This window comes from uncultured Mailhella sp. (genome assembly GCF_944324615.1).
Classification (GTDB): domain Bacteria; phylum Desulfobacterota; class Desulfovibrionia; order Desulfovibrionales; family Desulfovibrionaceae; genus Mailhella.
The window spans coordinates 1-16,324 of sequence record NZ_CALUWY010000001.1; the positions used below are offsets into that span (position 1 = coordinate 1).

Here is a 16,324-nt window from a genome sequence, read left to right on the forward strand (position 1 = left end):
GGATTCGCAGTTTTTTGAAAAATCGAGGTTGCACTCCCTGCATTCCTTCTCGGAAAAATACAAGAGTCATGAGTATTGCAACAAGAAACAATATCTCCAGCATCACAAGATAGAACACATGTTTTCCCGGTGAATGACTGGCGTCACATAGCCATGCGCTATGATCGCTGTGCTCATACATTCCTTTCAGCAATTCACCTTGCGGCTATCGTTATTTTTTACCTTTAATGAGTCCTGAGCCTAGATAATGCCGCTGACGACACGCCTGTCATCGACTCTCGGAATGCCATGGGAACGAGGAAAGTAGCATTTGATACGAGCAATCTGTTCATGAGAAAGATAAAAAAGTTCCTTCATGGCATCCTCCCTATGCCGACAATAAGGACTTCTTATTTTTTTGGCAATTAATGAGTCCTGAACCTAGGAATGGGGTAAGACGCGCCCTCAAGTGAGTTACTGTCTCAGCGAGAAGAGCACAGCCCGGAATACCCCTCTGGTATGTTTCCATTGGACGCACCGCAAGCGTCAGCACTTATCTTCCCCTTTTGGTTAGAAATAGGTTAGAAAAATGAAAAGGCACTTACGGTTAGAAAACTGTAAGTGCCTGATTTTCTTGGTTGCGGGGGCAGGATTTGAACCTACGACCTTCGGGTTATGAGCCCGACGAGCTACCAAGCTGCTCCACCCCGCGTCGTGTTCGCTATCTATAGCCCGGCTGTTCCGGACTGTCAACAATTTTTTTTCGCTTCCGTGAAAAATTTTTTCGCCTTTTCTTATCCGTAAATAAGCAGGTGCTGACTTCCCTTGTCTTTTATGCTAAACTTTTCACCAACACATCTCGTATATGGGTTTAAGGTCATGAAATTCTGGGAAATATCTGATTCGTTCTGGGAAGCCGTCAAGCCGCTCATCCCCGAAACCGTGCGCGATCCTGAAAAAGTGTATCAGCGCATTTCCGGCGGTGGACGCAAACCGCTCGATCAGCGCAAAGTCTTTTCGGCCATTGTTTATGTCCTGAAAACCGGTACGCAGTGGAAGTCTCTTCCCAAGGAATTCTACGGCAGCCCCAGCTCCATACACGCCTACTTCAAGAAGTGGGAAGCGCAGGGTTTTTTCAGCGAACTCTGGAAGAAAGGCCTTGCAGAATTTGAAGAAATGAAGGGTATTGCGTGGGAATGGACGCTGGACACCACGCGCGGAGCCAAGCCCGCCGCCCAGGGCGCGGGCAAGGGCGGCGCCCACCTTGCCGACGGCCACGCGGAACCCGACGCCCCCGAGGAATACCGCATCTGGCGACCCGTCATCAGCCGCCGCAGCCGCGAACGTGCCAAGGCACTTTGCGACAAGGCCACGGCTTTATTTACGGATACATTCAAATCTTGATTTAACTTATCAAGACGGCCTATCGTTCATCACATGGCTTCAGGCCTTGTCGGCCCGCTTTTTTGCATCTCGGCAGCAGGAGTTATGTGATGAACCGTTTTTCCGTGCGTGCGCGCGCTCTCTGCGCGTTCTGCCTGTTCGTTTCCCTTTCCTTCCTTATTCCTTCCGGCCGCGCCTTCGCTGAAGGCTTTGCCATCATGGAGAACAGCGCCCGGGGCATGGGCCTTGCCGGCGGTCTCATCGCCCGCGGCGGCGACGCCTCCACCCTTGCCTACAACCCTGCGGCCATGACGCTCCTTGACGGAACGCAGATGCAGGCCAACCTTGCCGTTTCGCAGTTCTACTGGGGCGTGGACACCCGCGACAGAGCAGGCAACGACACGGGCAACTTCCACAGCGCGCATCAGACCTGGCCCATTCCGTCCTTCTACCTCACCCATCAGATCAACGACAAGCTGTGGTTCGGCTTTGCCACCTTCACCCGTTTCGGTCTGGGCGTGAAGTACCCCAACGAATGGCCCGGCGGATACAACCTGCAGAGCGTGCAGCTCATCACAAACTCCATCAATCCCAGCATCGCCTACAAGTTCAACGACCATCTCTCCCTGGCCGTGGGCGTGGAAATGATGAGCGCCTCCATGCAGATGCGCAAGAACCTCAACCAGAACGCAACCCTTGCCGGCGCTGCCGGCTACTACGGCCTGGGCGAACCCGGCGACGTGAACATCAACGGGCACGGCGTTTCCTTCGGCGGCAACGTGGCCCTGCATGCGAAAATCAACGATCAGTGGTCCCTCGGCCTCACCTACCGCGCGCCCATGAGCCTCAAGGTGAGCGGCAAGACGCGCTACGACAATCAGCTCGGCAAGACGCCCCTCGGCCTGAATCCCCAGATTGCCATGATCCAGAACTCCCGCCTGCGCGGCACGCTGCACCTGCCCGATTCCATCGGCTTCGGCGTGGCCTATAAGCCGCTGGAGAACCTGAGCTTTGAAGCCGACGCCGTGTACACGCTCTGGAGCCGCTTCCGCGACTTCAACATGTACATGAAGTCCCCGGTGAATCAGTGGCAGAACACCGACAGGCACTGGGAAAACAGCTGGACCCTCGGCCTTTCCGCCGAATACAAGCCCGTGGACTGGATGGCCCTGCGCCTCGGCTTCATGTATGAAACCTCGCCCATGAACATCGGCAACGCCGACTACATGGTGCCCTCCAACGGCAGAAACTACTACACCGCCGGCGTAGGCTTCTTCTACAAGAACTGGACCTTCGACATCGCGTACATGTACATCCACAACCATGTGCTCGACTACACGCTCGCTTCCATGCAGCATCCTGAAGGCGGCGTGGTGGCCGGCCACACCACCCATCCCCATGCCCACAACTTCGGCATAGGCATCGGGTACAAATTCTGAGGACGCCGCAGCGCAGAAAGGGGAAGGCTGACATTCAGCCTTCCCCTTTCTTTTTTGCTCAGGCGGCCGCGCCGCCCGCAGCTGCCGGAAGCACGCTCTTCCGGCAGAAAAAATGCGCGAAGAAACTCGGCCCGTGCCTTCCTTTAAAGGTAGGAAGCTGACGCCCTGCCGCACAGGCCGAAATCCCCCTGTCTCAGGCTGAACACGCCCGCGGCATGTCCGCCGCCCCTGTCGTAACAACAGGGCATTCAGTCACTCCACTGTTTTTCCAGCTCTTCGGCAAAGGTCCTGAGTTGTTCCGGGTCGTAGAAATTGACCAGGCGCAGGGGCACGGTGGCCACGGCGCCGAACTCCCCTTCCTCGTTAAGCTCAAAGAACAGAAGCACCACATCCCAGGGCGCGAAATACCGCGAACCGTCGGGTTCCTCCATGCCTTCGCGGGCCAGTGCAAAGCAGAAGGCGGAAAAGCGCTTCGCTCCGGTGCGGTACAGACCGGAAATCATGGCGCAGCGGCCGTCGTGCTCCGCGTATTCGTCGGCAAAGGAGCGGTACAGCTCCTCCATCTGCTCATCGGTATAAGGCGGCTCCAGCTTCATGAGGGAATCGCAGAAGGGCAGGCAGTAATCCCGGGCGCAGAACATGTCCGTCCACTTTTCATTCCATGCAGGGGAAGAAGACTGTATGGCCTTTTCTTCCGCCATGCCGATGAAGGGGCGCAGGCTCCCTTCCTTTTCCAGCATGTGCTCGGGAAAGGCGGTGAGGTTGTACCCGTCCTCCTCTTCCCGCAGAAAAAGCCGCACCCTTTCTCCAGGCTTGAACATACCTTCCACGCCGTCAAAGGCCACGGCCCGCACCATGAGCGGGTAGCGCCCCCAAAGGCTGCGCCGCAGCGGCTCAAGCAGGGAATAGGGCCCCAGCTTCCCGTAAAACGCGGCAATCTCTTCCGCGGAAAATTCCTCGCCTTCCTTCACGTTTTCCCAGCCGTTGAACGCCATGTTCTTCCCGCCTTTTCTTGTGGTTTCGTATGTTCCCGGCATGGTACACAAAAGCAGAAAAGGTGAAAAGTCCGTGCCGTATCCGCACCCCGGGCAGAGGAAGGCCGGATGCGGCCATGCCGCACCGTGACGCAGAAGGCCCGGGCTTTTCCCCCTCCGCCGCGCACAGTACGCCCCGGATGTTGAAGGCCCGGCCTTTAAACGCAAAAAGCACCTGCGCGGGCAGGTGCTTGAAATATCTGGTGCCGGAAGAGAGACTCGAACTCTCAAGGTGTCGCCACCGGCGGATTTTGAGTCCGCTGCGTTTACCAATTCCACCATTCCGGCACAGAAGCATCTATATAGATTTCACGGCGCAAGGTCAACCACAGGGCCGCCTTCCGCCGGAGAGGCGCGGAAAAAAGCTCCCGGCTCCGCGCCGTGTCTTGCCTTTTTGTCCTGAACAAGCTATTCTGGCCACCAAAATCTGGATCTGACATGAACAATACCCGCTCAACGACCGATCAAAACAACGACAGTCCTCTTTCTTCCCAGGAAGATGCCGGCTGTCAGCCTTCCGACGTTCCCCTCACCCGGTTCCGCGCGCGGGCGCGTTTCTGTTTCCGGCATTCCGCCCTTTCTGCGGCGGAACGCATGTTTTTCCCAGCCATTGCGCCCGAAGTGCGGGCTTTTTCGAGCCGGAGCCGGACTTTCCGGCCCTTGCCTTGCGGCATAGCTGTTTCCCCGGCCTGAACCCTCTATCAAGGAGTATCGTCTTGGACGGCGAATCCCACAGTACCGTGTGGTCAAAAATCGGTTCTTTCTTTTCCGGCAAATCCTCGGAAGATCATCTGGAACAGGCTATCCGCGAAGCGCGCGAAGACGGCGAGCTGAAGGCGGAAGAAGGTTCCATGCTGCTCTCCATCCTTTCTCTGGACGAGATCCAGGTGCAGGACATCATGACGCCCCGCACGGACATCGACTGCCTGCCCTCGGGCACGAGCATCCGCGATGCGGCGGGAGCCATTGTGGAAACGGGGCATTCCCGCCTGCCCGTCTACAAGGAAACCCGCGACAACATCATAGGCATCGTGCACGCCAAGGACATGCTGAGCTCCCTCATGCAGGTGGAGCTGCAGAGCGCCCCGGTGGATTCCATCATGAGCCAGCCCTTCTTCGTGCCTGAAACCAAGATCGCCAGCGAGCTTCTGCAGGAATTCCGCAGCCGCAAGAACCACCTGGCCATCGTGGTGGACGAATACGGCGGCACCTCCGGGCTTGCCACCATTGAAGACCTGCTGGAAGTCATCGTGGGCGACATTGAAGACGAGCACGACGCTCCCAAGGAAGAGGACATCCGGCCCCTGGAAGGCGGCAGGTATGAACTTTCCGGCCGCGCCTATCTGGAAGAACTGGAAGAACTCGGCATTCATCTGGAATCCGACGAAGTGGACACCATCGGCGGCTATCTCAGCCTGGACGCGGGCCACGTTCCGCAGAAGGACGAAGAGTTCCGCATAGGCGGCTGGCTGTTCACCATTGCCGATGCCGACGCCAAGCAGATACACACCGTCATCGCCACGCGGGAAAGCAGCGAAGAATAAGCTCCCGAAGCCATGGGTTTCCCCCATGGCTTTTTTTATGCCCTCCCTCCACTGCCCCAGAGGCGGGGAGAAAGCCGCCGCTTCAGAAAAGCCATGAAAAAACGCTCCGGACCGATGTTCCGTCCCGCAGAAGCCGCAGACAGAAGGCCGCCGTACCGCGCCGCCTTCCGGGCACGGCCGCCATCTTTCCGCGACAGAGGGAAGGAGCCGGAAACGGGTCTCCGGCCCGGCATGACGCACGACGCTTGATTATCTCGGGGCAACGTGTAATCATACGCAAGTTTAAACCCACTTTAGGAGCGGAATATGCCTAAGCGTACAGACCTTAAGCGCATTATGGTCATAGGTTCGGGTCCGATCGTCATCGGCCAGGCCTGTGAATTCGACTATTCCGGTACCCAGGCCGTGAAAGCCCTCAAGGAAGAAGGGTACGAAGTCATCCTTGTCAATTCCAACCCGGCTACCATCATGACCGACCCCGGTCTTGCCGACCGGACCTATATCGAACCCATTGAACCTGAAACCGTGGCCGCCATCGTCCGCAAGGAAAAGCCCGACGCCATTCTGCCCACCCTGGGCGGCCAGACCGGCCTGAACACCGCTCTTGCCCTCGAAAAGATGGGCGTGCTCGCGGAATGCGGCGTGGAGCTCATCGGCGCCAACGCCAAGGTCATTGAAAAGGCGGAAAGCCGCGAACTGTTCCGCGCCGCCATGGAGAACATCGGCATCAAGGTGCCCCGCAGCGAAATCGCCCGCAACATGGAAGATGTGCGCCGCATCGCTTCGGAAATGCCCTTCCCGCTCATCATACGCCCGGCCTTCACCCTGGGCGGCTCCGGCGGCGGCGTGGCCTACAACCAGGAAGACCTGGAAGAAATCGCCGCCGGCGGCCTCGACGCCTCCATCACCAGCGAAGTGCTGGTGGAACAGTCGGTGCTCGGCTGGAAGGAAATCGAAATGGAAGTCATGCGCGACCGCAAGGACAACTGCGTGATCGTGTGCTCCATTGAAAACCTCGATCCCATGGGCGTGCACACCGGCGACTCCATCACCGTGGCCCCTGTGCAGACGCTCACCGACGTGGAATATCAGAAGATCCGCGACGCCTCCATCGCCATCATGCGTGAAATCGGCGTGGAAACCGGCGGATCCAACGTGCAGTTCGGCCTGAACCCCGAAAACGGCGAACTGGTCGTCATTGAGATGAACCCCCGCGTGTCCCGCTCCTCCGCGCTGGCGTCCAAGGCTACCGGCTTCCCCATCGCCAAGATTGCGGCCAAGCTGGCCATCGGCTACACCCTGGACGAAATTCCCAACGACATCACCCGCGAGACCATGGCCAGCTTCGAGCCCGCCATCGACTACTGCGTGGTGAAGATTCCCCGTTTCACCTTTGAAAAGTTCGCCGGCGCCAAGGACGAGCTCACCACCTCCATGAAGAGCGTGGGCGAAACCATGGCCATAGGCCGTACCTTCAAGGAAGCCCTGCAGAAGGGCCTGCGTTCCCTGGAAATCGGCGCTCCCGGCCTCGGCAGCCACTTCCGCGGCGCCCTGCCTTCCATGGACGAAATCATGGCGAAACTGCGCACGCCCAACTCCAGGCGCATCTTCGCCCTGCGTCATGCCCTTCTCGCGGGCATGAGTGTGGAAGAAATCCATGCCGTCACGGCCATTGATCCGTGGTTCCTGCGCCAGATCCGCGACATCGTGAACATGGAAGGGGAACTTCGCGACTTTGCCCTCGGCAACTCCATGACGCCCGACAACCCGGAACTCACGCGCCTTCTGCGCCGCGCCAAGGAATTCGGCTTCTCCGACAGGCAGCTTGCCGAAATGTGGAAGCGCCCGGAAAGCGACGTTGCCGCCCTGCGCAAGGCCACGGGCACGGAACCGGTCTATTACCTCGTGGATACCTGCGCCGCGGAATTTGAAGCCTACACCCCCTACTTCTATTCCACCTACGAAACCGGCCGCGAACTCGACGTGCACGACCGCAAGAAGGTCATCATTCTCGGCGGCGGCCCCAACCGCATAGGCCAGGGCATAGAGTTCGACTACTGCTGCTGCCACGCCTCCTTCGCCCTGCGCGACGAGGGGGTGGAAGCCATCATGGTCAACTCCAACCCCGAAACCGTGTCCACCGACTACGACACTTCCGACCGCCTGTACTTCGAGCCGCTCACCTTTGAAGACGTGATGCACATCGTGGAGGCCGAAAAGCCCGACGGCGTCATCGTGCAGTTCGGCGGGCAGACGCCGCTGAACCTCGCCGTGCCGCTCCAGCGCGCAGGCGTGCCCATTCTCGGCACCAGCCCCGACGCCATCGACCGCGCCGAAGACCGCGAACGCTTCCAGGCCCTCATCCAGAAGCTGCACCTTCTGCAGCCGCAGAACGGCACCTGCATCTCTCTGGACGTGGCCAAGGAAGAAGCCGCGCGCATAGGCTATCCCATCATCGTGCGCCCGAGCTATGTGCTGGGCGGCCGCGCCATGATGGTCTGCTACGGCCCCGATGATCTGGACGACTACTTCCGCAACGTGGTGGGCACCGATACGCCCGAACATCCCATCCTCATCGACCAGTTCCTGGAAAACGCCATTGAAATGGACGTGGACGCTCTGGCCGACGGCAAGGATGTGTACGTTGCCGGCATCATGGAACACATCGAAGCCGCGGGCATCCATTCCGGCGACTCGGCCTGCTCCCTGCCGCCCTATTCCCTGCCCGATGAAATCGTGGAGGAAATCAGCCGCCAGACCATCGCCCTCGCCAAGGAACTGCGCGTGGTCGGCCTCATGAACATCCAGTTCGCCGTGAAGGACGGAAAGATCTTCATCCTCGAAGTGAACCCCCGCGCCTCCCGTACCGCGCCCTTCGTGTCCAAGGCCACGGGCGTGCCCCTGCCCCGCCTCGCCACGCAGATCATGCTGGGCAAGACGCTGGCCGAACTCGACCCCTGGTCCATGCGCAAGACGGGCTATGTGTGCGTGAAGGAAGCCGTGTTCCCCTTCAAGCGCTTCCCCGGCGTGGATATTCTGCTCGGACCTGAAATGCGCTCCACCGGCGAAGTCATGGGCGTGGCCTGCACCTTCGACGAAGCCTTCCTGAAGAGCCAGCTCGGCGCCGGTCAGAGCCTGCCTTCCTACGGCAAGGTGTTCATTTCCGTGAACGACCGCGACAAGGAATTCGTGGTGCCCATCGCCAAGTCCTACGCGGACCTCGGCTTTGAACTGCTCGCCACCCACGGCACGGCAAAGCTGCTCAAGGAAGCCGGGCTGGACGTGCAGCCCGTGCTCAAGGTGCATGAAGGCCGCCCGAACATCGTGGACATGATCAAGAACGGTGAAGTGGCCATGGTCATCAACACCGCTTCCGGCAAGCGTACCACCCACGACTCCCGGGCCATCCGTCAGACCACGCTGCACTACGGCGTGTCCTTTACCACCACGATTTCCGGCGCACGCGCCATTGCCCGCGCCATCCAGCATCAGCAGAACAAGGCCCTCCGCGTGGAGTGCATCCAGGACTACTATGCCGGAGCGATCAAAGGAGAACGCGCATGAAAGCTCTGCTCGCCCTCGAAGACGGCTTCACCCTTGAAGGCGAATCCTTCACCGGCCCCATCGAACTGACCGGCGGCGAAGTCATTTTCAACACCGCCATGGCCGGATATCAGGAACTGCTCACCGACCCGTCCTACGCGGGTCAGATGGTGTGCCTCACCTATCCGCTCATCGGCAACTACGGCATCAACCCCGACGACATGGAATCGGAAAAGGTGCACATGTCGGCCCTCATCGTGAAGGAATGCTGCAAGGAACCCTCCAACTGGCGCGCCACGGAAAGCCTGCCCGAGTTCCTCATGCGTCAGGGCGTTCCCGGCATCGAAGGCATCGACACCCGTGCCCTCACCCTGCACCTTCGCAAGAACGGCGCCATGCGCGGCTGCATTTCCACCAGCATCCTCAACCCTGAGGAACTGGTGAAAAAGGCGAACGAACTGCCTTCCATGGAAGGACAGAACCTCGTCACCCGCGTGGCTCCCTCCGCCCCCTACCGCTGGGACGCCGAAGCCGGCCGCCCCGCCCCCGTGAGCCTGAACGCCGACGGCTCCTACAACTGGCCTGCGGGCAGGGCGCTCAACATCGTGGTGTACGACTTCGGCATCAAGTGGAACATCCTGCGCCTTCTCTCCGCGCAGGATATGGAACTTCTCGTGGTGCCGCCCTCCTTCACCTGCGAACAGGTGAAGGCCGTGCGCCCCGACGGCGTGTTCCTTTCCAACGGCCCCGGCGACCCCGCCACCCTGAAGCCCGAAATTGCGGAAATCGCCAAGATGACGGAAATTTTCCCCATCGGCGCCATCTGCCTCGGACATCAGCTCCTCGGTCACGCCCTCGGCGGCACCACCACCAAACTGAAGTTCGGCCATCACGGCGTGAACCACCCGGTCAAGAACCTGCTGACCGGGCGCATCGAAATCTCTTCCCAGAACCACGGCTTCTGCGTGATTCCGCCCGAAGGCGTGGAAAAGGTGTATGTGAACCTCAACGATGGCACTCTGGAAGGCTTCCGCCATCCTGAAAAGCCCATCATGACGGTGCAGCATCACCCCGAAGCGGCCGCAGGTCCCACCGACAGCCGCACCTTCTTCACCGATTTCAAGGAAATGGTGCTGAAGGCCAAGGCCGGAAAGTAGGATTTCCGGAAAAACTCCATGCGGGCGAGGCGCAACAAGGCGCTTCGCCCGCTTTTTTATGCCCTTCTGCATTGTTCTGCCCGATGATGCCGGAAGGCCCGCTCCTCCCGGCCGCCTTCTTCTGCCGGCCGGGAGGAGCGGGCCTTCCGCGCATCGTTGGCTTTTCCCGGAAAAAACCGTATTCTCCAGAGCGAAAAAGCCGCCTGTGCCTCCGGTATGGAACTGCCCGCTCAGACGCCCTGTTCTGCCGCCACGGCTTCCGGCCCGCAGAACGTGCGCGCCCCTGCGGGGTGCCGGCACAGGCGGAGGCGGAACCTTTCCGCCCCGGGTCAGAAAAACATGCTCTGATTCCGCAGGGAACAGCGCAGGCTCCGGCAGCCCGCGGCCCGGAAAGAACCATGCCCGAACGGACAAAAAACACGCCGCCTTCCCGCAGAAGAAGCGGCCAGAGGATACCATGAACAAAGAAACCTTTGCCCTGCGCAGAGAAAAACTGCGCCGCCTCATGTATGAAGAAGGGCTGGACGCCCTTCTGGTCAGCCAGAGCGCCAACCGCTTCTACCTTTCCGGCTTCGAGCTGCACGACTGCCAGTGCAACGAAAGTTCGGGCTGCCTCATCATCATGAAGGACGGCAAGGACTGGCTGTGCACCGATTCGCGCTATGAGGAGGCCGCCGGCAAGCTCTGGGACAGGGAGCGCATATTCATCTACCATTCCGCCTCTTCCGAAGCGCTCAACGGCCTTCTGAAAAAGCTGTGCGGCGCTTCCGGCGTCATCGGCATAGAAGAGGAACACCTTTCCCTGGGCTATGCCCGGAGGCTGGAACCGGGGCTTTCGCTCAAGGGAGCGGACGGCCTTGTGGAAAAGCTGCGCGAAATCAAGGATGAGGAGGAAATCCGCCGCATCGACGCCTCGGTGAAGCTCAATCACCGCATGCTCGACTGGCTGCCCTCCGTGCTTGTTCCCGGGCAGGATGAAGCCTCCGTGGCCTGGGCCATAGAAAAATTCTACCGTGAAAACGGAGCCTCGGAACTGAGCTTTCCCTCCATCGTGGCCATGAACGCCAATGCCGCCCTTCCCCACTATGCTCCGGAACAGCCCGCCGTGTTCACGGAAAACTGCATGGTGCTGGTGGATGAAGGCTGCCGCCTGAACCAGTACTGCTCCGACCAGACCCGCACCTGCTGGATAGGCGACAGGCCCGAACCGCGCTTCACGGAAATGCTGGAGCGCGTGCAGGAGGCCCAGCGCCGCGCCATTGCCGCATTGCGCCCCGGCGTCACGGGCAGGGAAGTGCATCAGATTGCCGTGGATTACTTCGCCTCCTGCGGCATGGACCGCTATTTCACCCATTCGCTGGGGCACGGCGTGGGGCTGGAAACCCATGAAGGGCCCCGCCTCAGCATATACAATACCAGCCCCCTGCAGCCCGGCATGGTGGTGACCATAGAGCCGGGGCTGTACTTCCCCGGCTGGGGCGGCGCCCGCTGGGAATACATGGCCGTGATCACCGAAGACGGCTGCCGCGTGTTCTAGCCGCCTCCGAAGGCTGCTCCGCCCGAACATGCGCCGCATACTCTGTGCCGGGCGGCCTGTCGTGCACCGTGTTCTCCGGGTGCGGCCTTTCCGCGTGCCCGGAAGAGAGAACGTGCGCGCCCTGCCATGGCGCCCGCCTTTCCCCGGGAGGCTCTGCAAGACTTCGAAAGTTGAAAAAACGCAGGGAATGATGATAGACAGACAGTACGGGATGTACCCTCACGCCGGAGCGCCCCGCAGGCGAAACGGCTTCGACCTCAACACCCTTTTCAGGAGAAACACATGATACACCCCGAAAAGCGACACTTTATCATTGTCGCCAAAACACTGGGCATTCAGGTGCTGCTTTTTGTCGGCATACTGTTCACGGTATGGGGCTCTCAGAAGCTCTATACGATGATAGACCCCGTCACCTTCCCGGTCTATCAGGTGAACGTGCAGAAGGACATGACGGAACAGGCCCGGGGGGCTGAGCTTCTCACGGCACTGACCAACCGCATGAACGCGGAGCTGAACTCCACCTTCGGCTGGACGGCCAACGACATTCTCTTCAACCGCTGGATCATGGACAATCGGGCCTACCGGCAGTTCGGCACCTATGTGGCCACCAAGATGCTCTTTGACCACTACTCCACGGTCATCGCCAAACTCGGCAGCAACGACAGGGAAAACGACCTGCTCTACAACGCGCGCCTCAATCACTTCGCCATCAGCCCCCAGCGCTGGGGCATGCTGTTCATCCCCTCGGCGGAAGGTTCCTTCAAGAAGGCCCTTTCCATGACCGAGCAGTACAAGAAGGATCTGCTGGCGGGCAAGGCCGTGTACAACTGCCGCACCGACGACATCTACTCCGCCTTCAACCTCATTCTGGGCGAAACCGTGTTCGGCTACGCCCTCGGCCTGCTCAACGACAGTCAGGACCTGCCCTTCTACACGCTGGACAACCGCATCTACGAGGCGCAGGGCGTCATTTATGTGGTGCGCGACTACCTGAAGGCCATGTATGAGCTGTATCCGGAAATCGGCAACAAGAACAACGAGCAGAACATGACCGAGGCCATGCGCTACATGGATCTCATCTGCAATTACGATCCCTTGTACATCACCTCGTCGTTCAACTCCGGAGAACTCATCATCTCCTACCTGCTCTTTGCCCGGAACCGTCTCACCGACATCCGCGACAGCCTGAGAATCTGACCCGCACCGGGGGAAGGACATCGTCCTTCCCCCTTTCTCCTTTTTCCCCTCATGCCATGAACGATCATTCCCTTTCCATCTCGCAGGAGCAGCTCTCCGCCCTCCGCAGACTGTTCCATCAGCATGCCGAAACCGGCATGGCGGAATTCTGGACCACGGCGCGCATCGCGCAGGAACTGGAAGAAACCGGACTCTCTCCCCTGGTGGGGGAATGCGTCTCCCTGGCAGAAGCGCGCATGGGCGTGCCCGATGAAAACACGCTGCGTAAGGCCCGGGAGCGGGCCTTGCGCGAAGGCGCGCCGAAGGCATGGCTTGAGCGCATGAACGGCATCACGGGCCTTGCGGTGGACATACGCCCCGATCTGCCCGCGCACACCGTGCTGCGCTTCGACATCGACGCCGTGGACGTGGAGGAATCCGAAAAGCCTTCCCACCTGCCGCATCAGGAAGGCTTTGCCTCCCTGCACAGAGGCATCTGCCATGCCTGCGGACACGACGGGCACATCGCCATAGGTCTGGGCCTTGCCCGGGAACTGGCCAAAAGGAAGGAAAGCCTCACCCGCAACGTGCGCCTGCTCTTCCAGCCCGGCGAAGAGGGCTGCCGGGGCGCGCGGGCCATGGCCGGGGCGGGACTTCTGGAAGGGGCCCGGCACATGATCGCCGCGCATATCGGCATGTGGGCCAGGCGCGACCACAGCCTCGTATGCGGAGCGCGCGGCTTTCTGGCCACCACCAAGTTCGACGTGACCTTCACCGGACGGGCCGCCCATGCCGGGGCCGAACCCCACAAGGGCGCAAACTCCCTTCTTGCGGCCGCAAGCGCCGCGCTCAACATGCACGCCCTGCCCCGCCACGGAGAAGGCGATTCCCGCATCACCGTGGGCAGACTTGAGGCGGGAAGCGGGCGCAACACCATTCCCGCCCTCGCCCGCATGGTATGCGAAACGCGCGGCTCCACCACCGCCGTGAACGAGTACATGTTCGAGCACTGCCGTTCCATCATCGAGCACACGGCCGCCATGTACGAACAGCAGTGCGACATCCGCATCATGGGAGGTTCCGGCAGTGCGGGAAGCGACGACGCCCTGATCCGCCTTGTCCGAGAAAGCGCGGAAAACGTGCCGTGGTTCCGGCCGGAGCTTGTGGAAGACAGCGCGCCCGGCTTCGGCAGCGACGACGCCTGCGTGCACATGGCCGCCGTGCAGGAACAGGGAGGCGACGCCACCTACATCATGCTGGGAAGCGAGCTTGCCGCAGGCCATCACTCCCCGGATTTCGACTTTCACGAAGAGGTGCTCATGCCCTCCGTGGAGCTTCTGACAACACTCGTGCTTGCTCTCGACAGGCGCTGAATCCCGTTTCCGGATCCGGCAAGGTTCCCGGTCTCTTCATCTTCCTGAAGGCCGGGGAACACGGCGCCTGCACCATCTGCCGGAGCGCAGGGCATCTTGGCCCCCAAAGGCCGGTACCGGGCCCGAAGGCCTCTGCCCTGCCGGAAAGCCCTGCTCTGAGGCTTCCTCGTCCGTGCGAAAAGAAGCGTGTTCCTCCCTCTTTCCGCCCCTGATCACGCTTTTTCTCTTTTCGTGAACCTTTCCCTGCCGGAAGGAACGTGTCTGCACGCATGCGCTCTTATGAAACGCCCGCAAAAAACGCTCTTTTCCGTGGTGAAAACTCCGCACAACGGAAAAGTGTGAAAAGTTGCGCGCCGTTTTTTCCATGCCGCGGGCGTATGCGGCAAAAACATCGCCGTGCTCCTGTAAAAATCCGTACGCACCCCTGCAGCAGCAGAAACGTTGCACGGCAGTAGTTTTCCCGCCGTACCGCGCTTCCGTTCACAATATCCTCACGCAGCCGTGCACAAAAGCGCCCCGCTGGCTCCCCGTGAAGGCCTTTCACGGGAACTTTTCCCCCTTTCCTACCCGAAAACTATGTTATTGCCTGTAATATCAACAAGCTACACCTCTCTGCGACGCCTCTCTTCTTGCGAAAAAAAGAACGACGGGCAAAAGTTCCGTCATTTCAGGAAAAACCGCTTGCATTGATTGTGGTTTTACCTTTATTTTATTAGTGTAAAAATTGTATGTATTTTCCTGTCTTTTATAACCCTTCGGGGAGGGGATGTCATGATCAGTCCTAATTTAATCAAAGAACTGAGTGCTCTGCTGGGTTCCGAGAATGTGTTCACCAGCGAAGCCGACAGGCAGTGCTACTCCTACGACAGCGCCGTGCTTCCAGCCAAGGTTCCGGCGCTGGTTCTTCGTCCTACCCAGACGGAGCAGATAGGAGAGGCCATACGCCTGTGCTATGAGGCCGGGCTGGCCATCACCGTGCGCGGCGCGGGTTCCAACCTCTCCGGAGGTACGGTGCCGGACACGGTGGACAGTGCCGTCATTCTCACCAACAGCCTGCAGAAGATTCTCGAAATCAACACCGAAGACCTGTACGCCGTGGTGCAGCCCGGCGTGGTGACGGCCCAGTTCGCCGCCGCCGTGGAAGCCAGGGGACTTTTCTATCCGCCCGATCCGGGTTCCATGTCCGTGTCCACCCTGGCCGGCAACATTGCCGAGAACGCCGGCGGCCTGCGCGGCCTGAAGTACGGCGTCACCAAGGACTACGTCATGGGCCTGGAATTCTATGACTACGAAGGCAACCTCGTGAAAACCGGTTCCCGCACCGTCAAATGCGTGACCGGCTTCAACCTGGCGGGCCTCATGGTCGGTTCCGAAGGCACCATGGGCGTCATCAGCAAGGCCATTCTCAAGCTGGTTCCGCCGCCCCGCGCCTCCCGCGCCATCACGGCCGAATTTGCCGACGTGCAGGATGCCGCCGACGCCGTGGCCGCCATGATCGCCGCCCATGTGGTGCCCTGCACGCTGGAACTGCTCGATCAGGCCACCCTGAAGTATGTGGAAGCCGACCAGAAGATCGGTCTGCCCGTGGAAGCCGCGGCCATGCTGCTCATTGAAGTGGACGGGCACCCCGGACAGGTGGCCGACGAAGCCGCCATCGTGGAGGAAGTGCTCAAGAAGTGCAACGCCACGGGCATTCACATTCCCAAGGACGCCGAGGAAAAGAACAAGCTGTGGGCGGCCCGCCGCAACGCTCTGCCCGCCCTTGCCCGCGCCCGTCCCACCTGCGTGCTGGAAGACGCCACCGTTCCGCGCTCCAAGATCCCGGCCATGATTAAAAACCTCAATGAAATCGCGGCCAAGTACAAGGTGGACATGGGCACCTTCGGTCATGCCGGCGACGGCAACCTGCATCCCACCATCCTGTGCGACAAGCGCGACAAGGAAGAATTCGCCCGCGTGGAAGCTGCGGTGGACGAAATCTTCGACGTGGCCCTCAAGCTCGGCGGCACCCTTTCCGGTGAACACGGCATCGGCACCGCCAAGGCCAAGTGGATGGAAAAGGAAACCAGCAAGGGCACCATCCTCTTCTCCCAGCGCATGCGCCGCGCCATTGATCCCAAGGGCCTGTTCAACGCCTGCAAAATCACGGGGATCTGATC

The 16,324-nt window shown here is 60.1% G+C and carries 10 protein-coding genes, 2 tRNA genes and 2 pseudogenes; 10 read left to right on the forward strand and 4 right to left on the reverse strand.

The features are described from left to right. Positions 1-79: 79 nt before the first annotated feature. A pseudogene (locus Q0K07_RS00005) lies at positions 80-228 on the forward strand (transposase); the annotation flags it as partial. A gap of 15 nt (positions 229-243) precedes the next feature. Here the strand turns inward: Q0K07_RS00005 and Q0K07_RS00010 are convergent. Further along, a pseudogene (locus tag Q0K07_RS00010) lies at positions 244-357 on the reverse strand (IS5/IS1182 family transposase); the annotation flags it as partial. A gap of 257 nt (positions 358-614) precedes the next feature. After that, a tRNA-Met gene (locus Q0K07_RS00015) sits at positions 615-691 on the reverse strand. A gap of 167 nt (positions 692-858) precedes the next feature. Between Q0K07_RS00015 and Q0K07_RS00020 the strand changes: the two genes are divergently transcribed. Continuing rightward, positions 859-1,383: a transposase gene (locus Q0K07_RS00020; protein WP_294554700.1), complete on the forward strand. Its 525-nt coding sequence runs from the start codon at positions 859-861 to the stop codon at positions 1,381-1,383. Positions 1,384-1,472: 89 nt separating this feature from the next. Continuing rightward, positions 1,473-2,801, forward strand: a complete 1,329-nt coding sequence (locus Q0K07_RS00025; protein ID WP_294554703.1) for an OmpP1/FadL family transporter — start codon at positions 1,473-1,475, stop codon at positions 2,799-2,801. A gap of 248 nt (positions 2,802-3,049) precedes the next feature. Here Q0K07_RS00025 and Q0K07_RS00030 read toward each other — a convergent pair whose 3' ends face one another. Together Q0K07_RS00030 and Q0K07_RS00035 are read right to left on the reverse strand one after the other, a co-directional pair. Then, positions 3,050-3,796, reverse strand: a complete 747-nt coding sequence (locus Q0K07_RS00030) for a hypothetical protein (protein WP_294554705.1) — start codon at positions 3,794-3,796, stop codon at positions 3,050-3,052. Positions 3,797-4,036: 240 nt separating this feature from the next. After that, positions 4,037-4,123 (reverse strand) — tRNA-Leu (locus Q0K07_RS00035). A gap of 428 nt (positions 4,124-4,551) precedes the next feature. On the opposite strand from Q0K07_RS00035, the gene Q0K07_RS00040 reads away from it, so the two are divergent. From Q0K07_RS00040 to Q0K07_RS00070, 7 genes are all read left to right on the forward strand, one after another. Continuing rightward, entirely contained in the window at positions 4,552-5,379 is an 828-nt protein-coding gene (locus Q0K07_RS00040; RefSeq protein WP_294554707.1) for a hemolysin family protein, read from the forward strand. Between the two features lie 306 nt (positions 5,380-5,685). Then, positions 5,686-8,943, forward strand: a complete 3,258-nt coding sequence (carB, locus tag Q0K07_RS00045) for a carbamoyl-phosphate synthase large subunit (RefSeq protein ID WP_294554709.1) — start codon at positions 5,686-5,688, stop codon at positions 8,941-8,943. Then, positions 8,940-10,079: a glutamine-hydrolyzing carbamoyl-phosphate synthase small subunit gene (gene carA / locus Q0K07_RS00050; protein WP_294554711.1), complete on the forward strand. Its 1,140-nt coding sequence runs from the start codon at positions 8,940-8,942 to the stop codon at positions 10,077-10,079. The genes carB and carA overlap by 4 nt, the downstream gene beginning before the upstream one ends. Before the next feature lie 457 nt (positions 10,080-10,536). Continuing rightward, positions 10,537-11,616, forward strand: a complete 1,080-nt coding sequence (locus Q0K07_RS00055) for a Xaa-Pro peptidase family protein (RefSeq protein ID WP_294554713.1) — start codon at positions 10,537-10,539, stop codon at positions 11,614-11,616. A 282-nt stretch (positions 11,617-11,898) separates the two neighbouring features. Beyond that, positions 11,899-12,813: a DUF2333 family protein gene (locus Q0K07_RS00060; RefSeq protein ID WP_294554716.1), complete on the forward strand. Its 915-nt coding sequence runs from the start codon at positions 11,899-11,901 to the stop codon at positions 12,811-12,813. Positions 12,814-12,869: 56 nt separating this feature from the next. After that, positions 12,870-14,165 (forward strand): amidohydrolase, encoded by a 1,296-nt coding sequence (locus tag Q0K07_RS00065; RefSeq protein ID WP_294554720.1) that lies wholly within the window; start codon positions 12,870-12,872, stop codon positions 14,163-14,165. A 771-nt stretch (positions 14,166-14,936) separates the two neighbouring features. Continuing rightward, positions 14,937-16,322 carry an FAD-linked oxidase C-terminal domain-containing protein gene (locus Q0K07_RS00070; RefSeq protein ID WP_294554723.1) on the forward strand — a complete coding sequence of 462 codons (1,386 nt, stop codon included), beginning with the start codon at positions 14,937-14,939 and terminating at the stop codon, positions 16,320-16,322. The last annotated feature ends 2 nt before the right edge of the window (positions 16,323-16,324 follow it).

Bases quoted from the DNA above. Each gene is read 5' to 3' on its own strand.
- Q0K07_RS00025 (WP_294554703.1), top strand. From the start codon at position 1,473: ATGAACCGTTTTTCCGTGCGTGCGCGCGCTCTCTGCGCGTTCTGCCTG.
- Q0K07_RS00065 (WP_294554720.1), top strand. From the start codon at position 12,870: ATGAACGATCATTCCCTTTCCATCTCGCAGGAGCAGCTCTCCGCCCTC.
- carB (WP_294554709.1), top strand. From the start codon at position 5,686: ATGCCTAAGCGTACAGACCTTAAGCGCATTATGGTCATAGGTTCGGGT.
- Q0K07_RS00070 (WP_294554723.1), top strand. From the start codon at position 14,937: ATGATCAGTCCTAATTTAATCAAAGAACTGAGTGCTCTGCTGGGTTCC.
- Q0K07_RS00030 (WP_294554705.1), bottom strand. From the start codon at position 3,796: ATGGCGTTCAACGGCTGGGAAAACGTGAAGGAAGGCGAGGAATTTTCC.
- carA (WP_294554711.1), top strand. From the start codon at position 8,940: ATGAAAGCTCTGCTCGCCCTCGAAGACGGCTTCACCCTTGAAGGCGAA.
- Q0K07_RS00055 (WP_294554713.1), top strand. From the start codon at position 10,537: ATGAACAAAGAAACCTTTGCCCTGCGCAGAGAAAAACTGCGCCGCCTC.
- Q0K07_RS00020 (WP_294554700.1), top strand. From the start codon at position 859: ATGAAATTCTGGGAAATATCTGATTCGTTCTGGGAAGCCGTCAAGCCG.
- Q0K07_RS00060 (WP_294554716.1), top strand. From the start codon at position 11,899: ATGATACACCCCGAAAAGCGACACTTTATCATTGTCGCCAAAACACTG.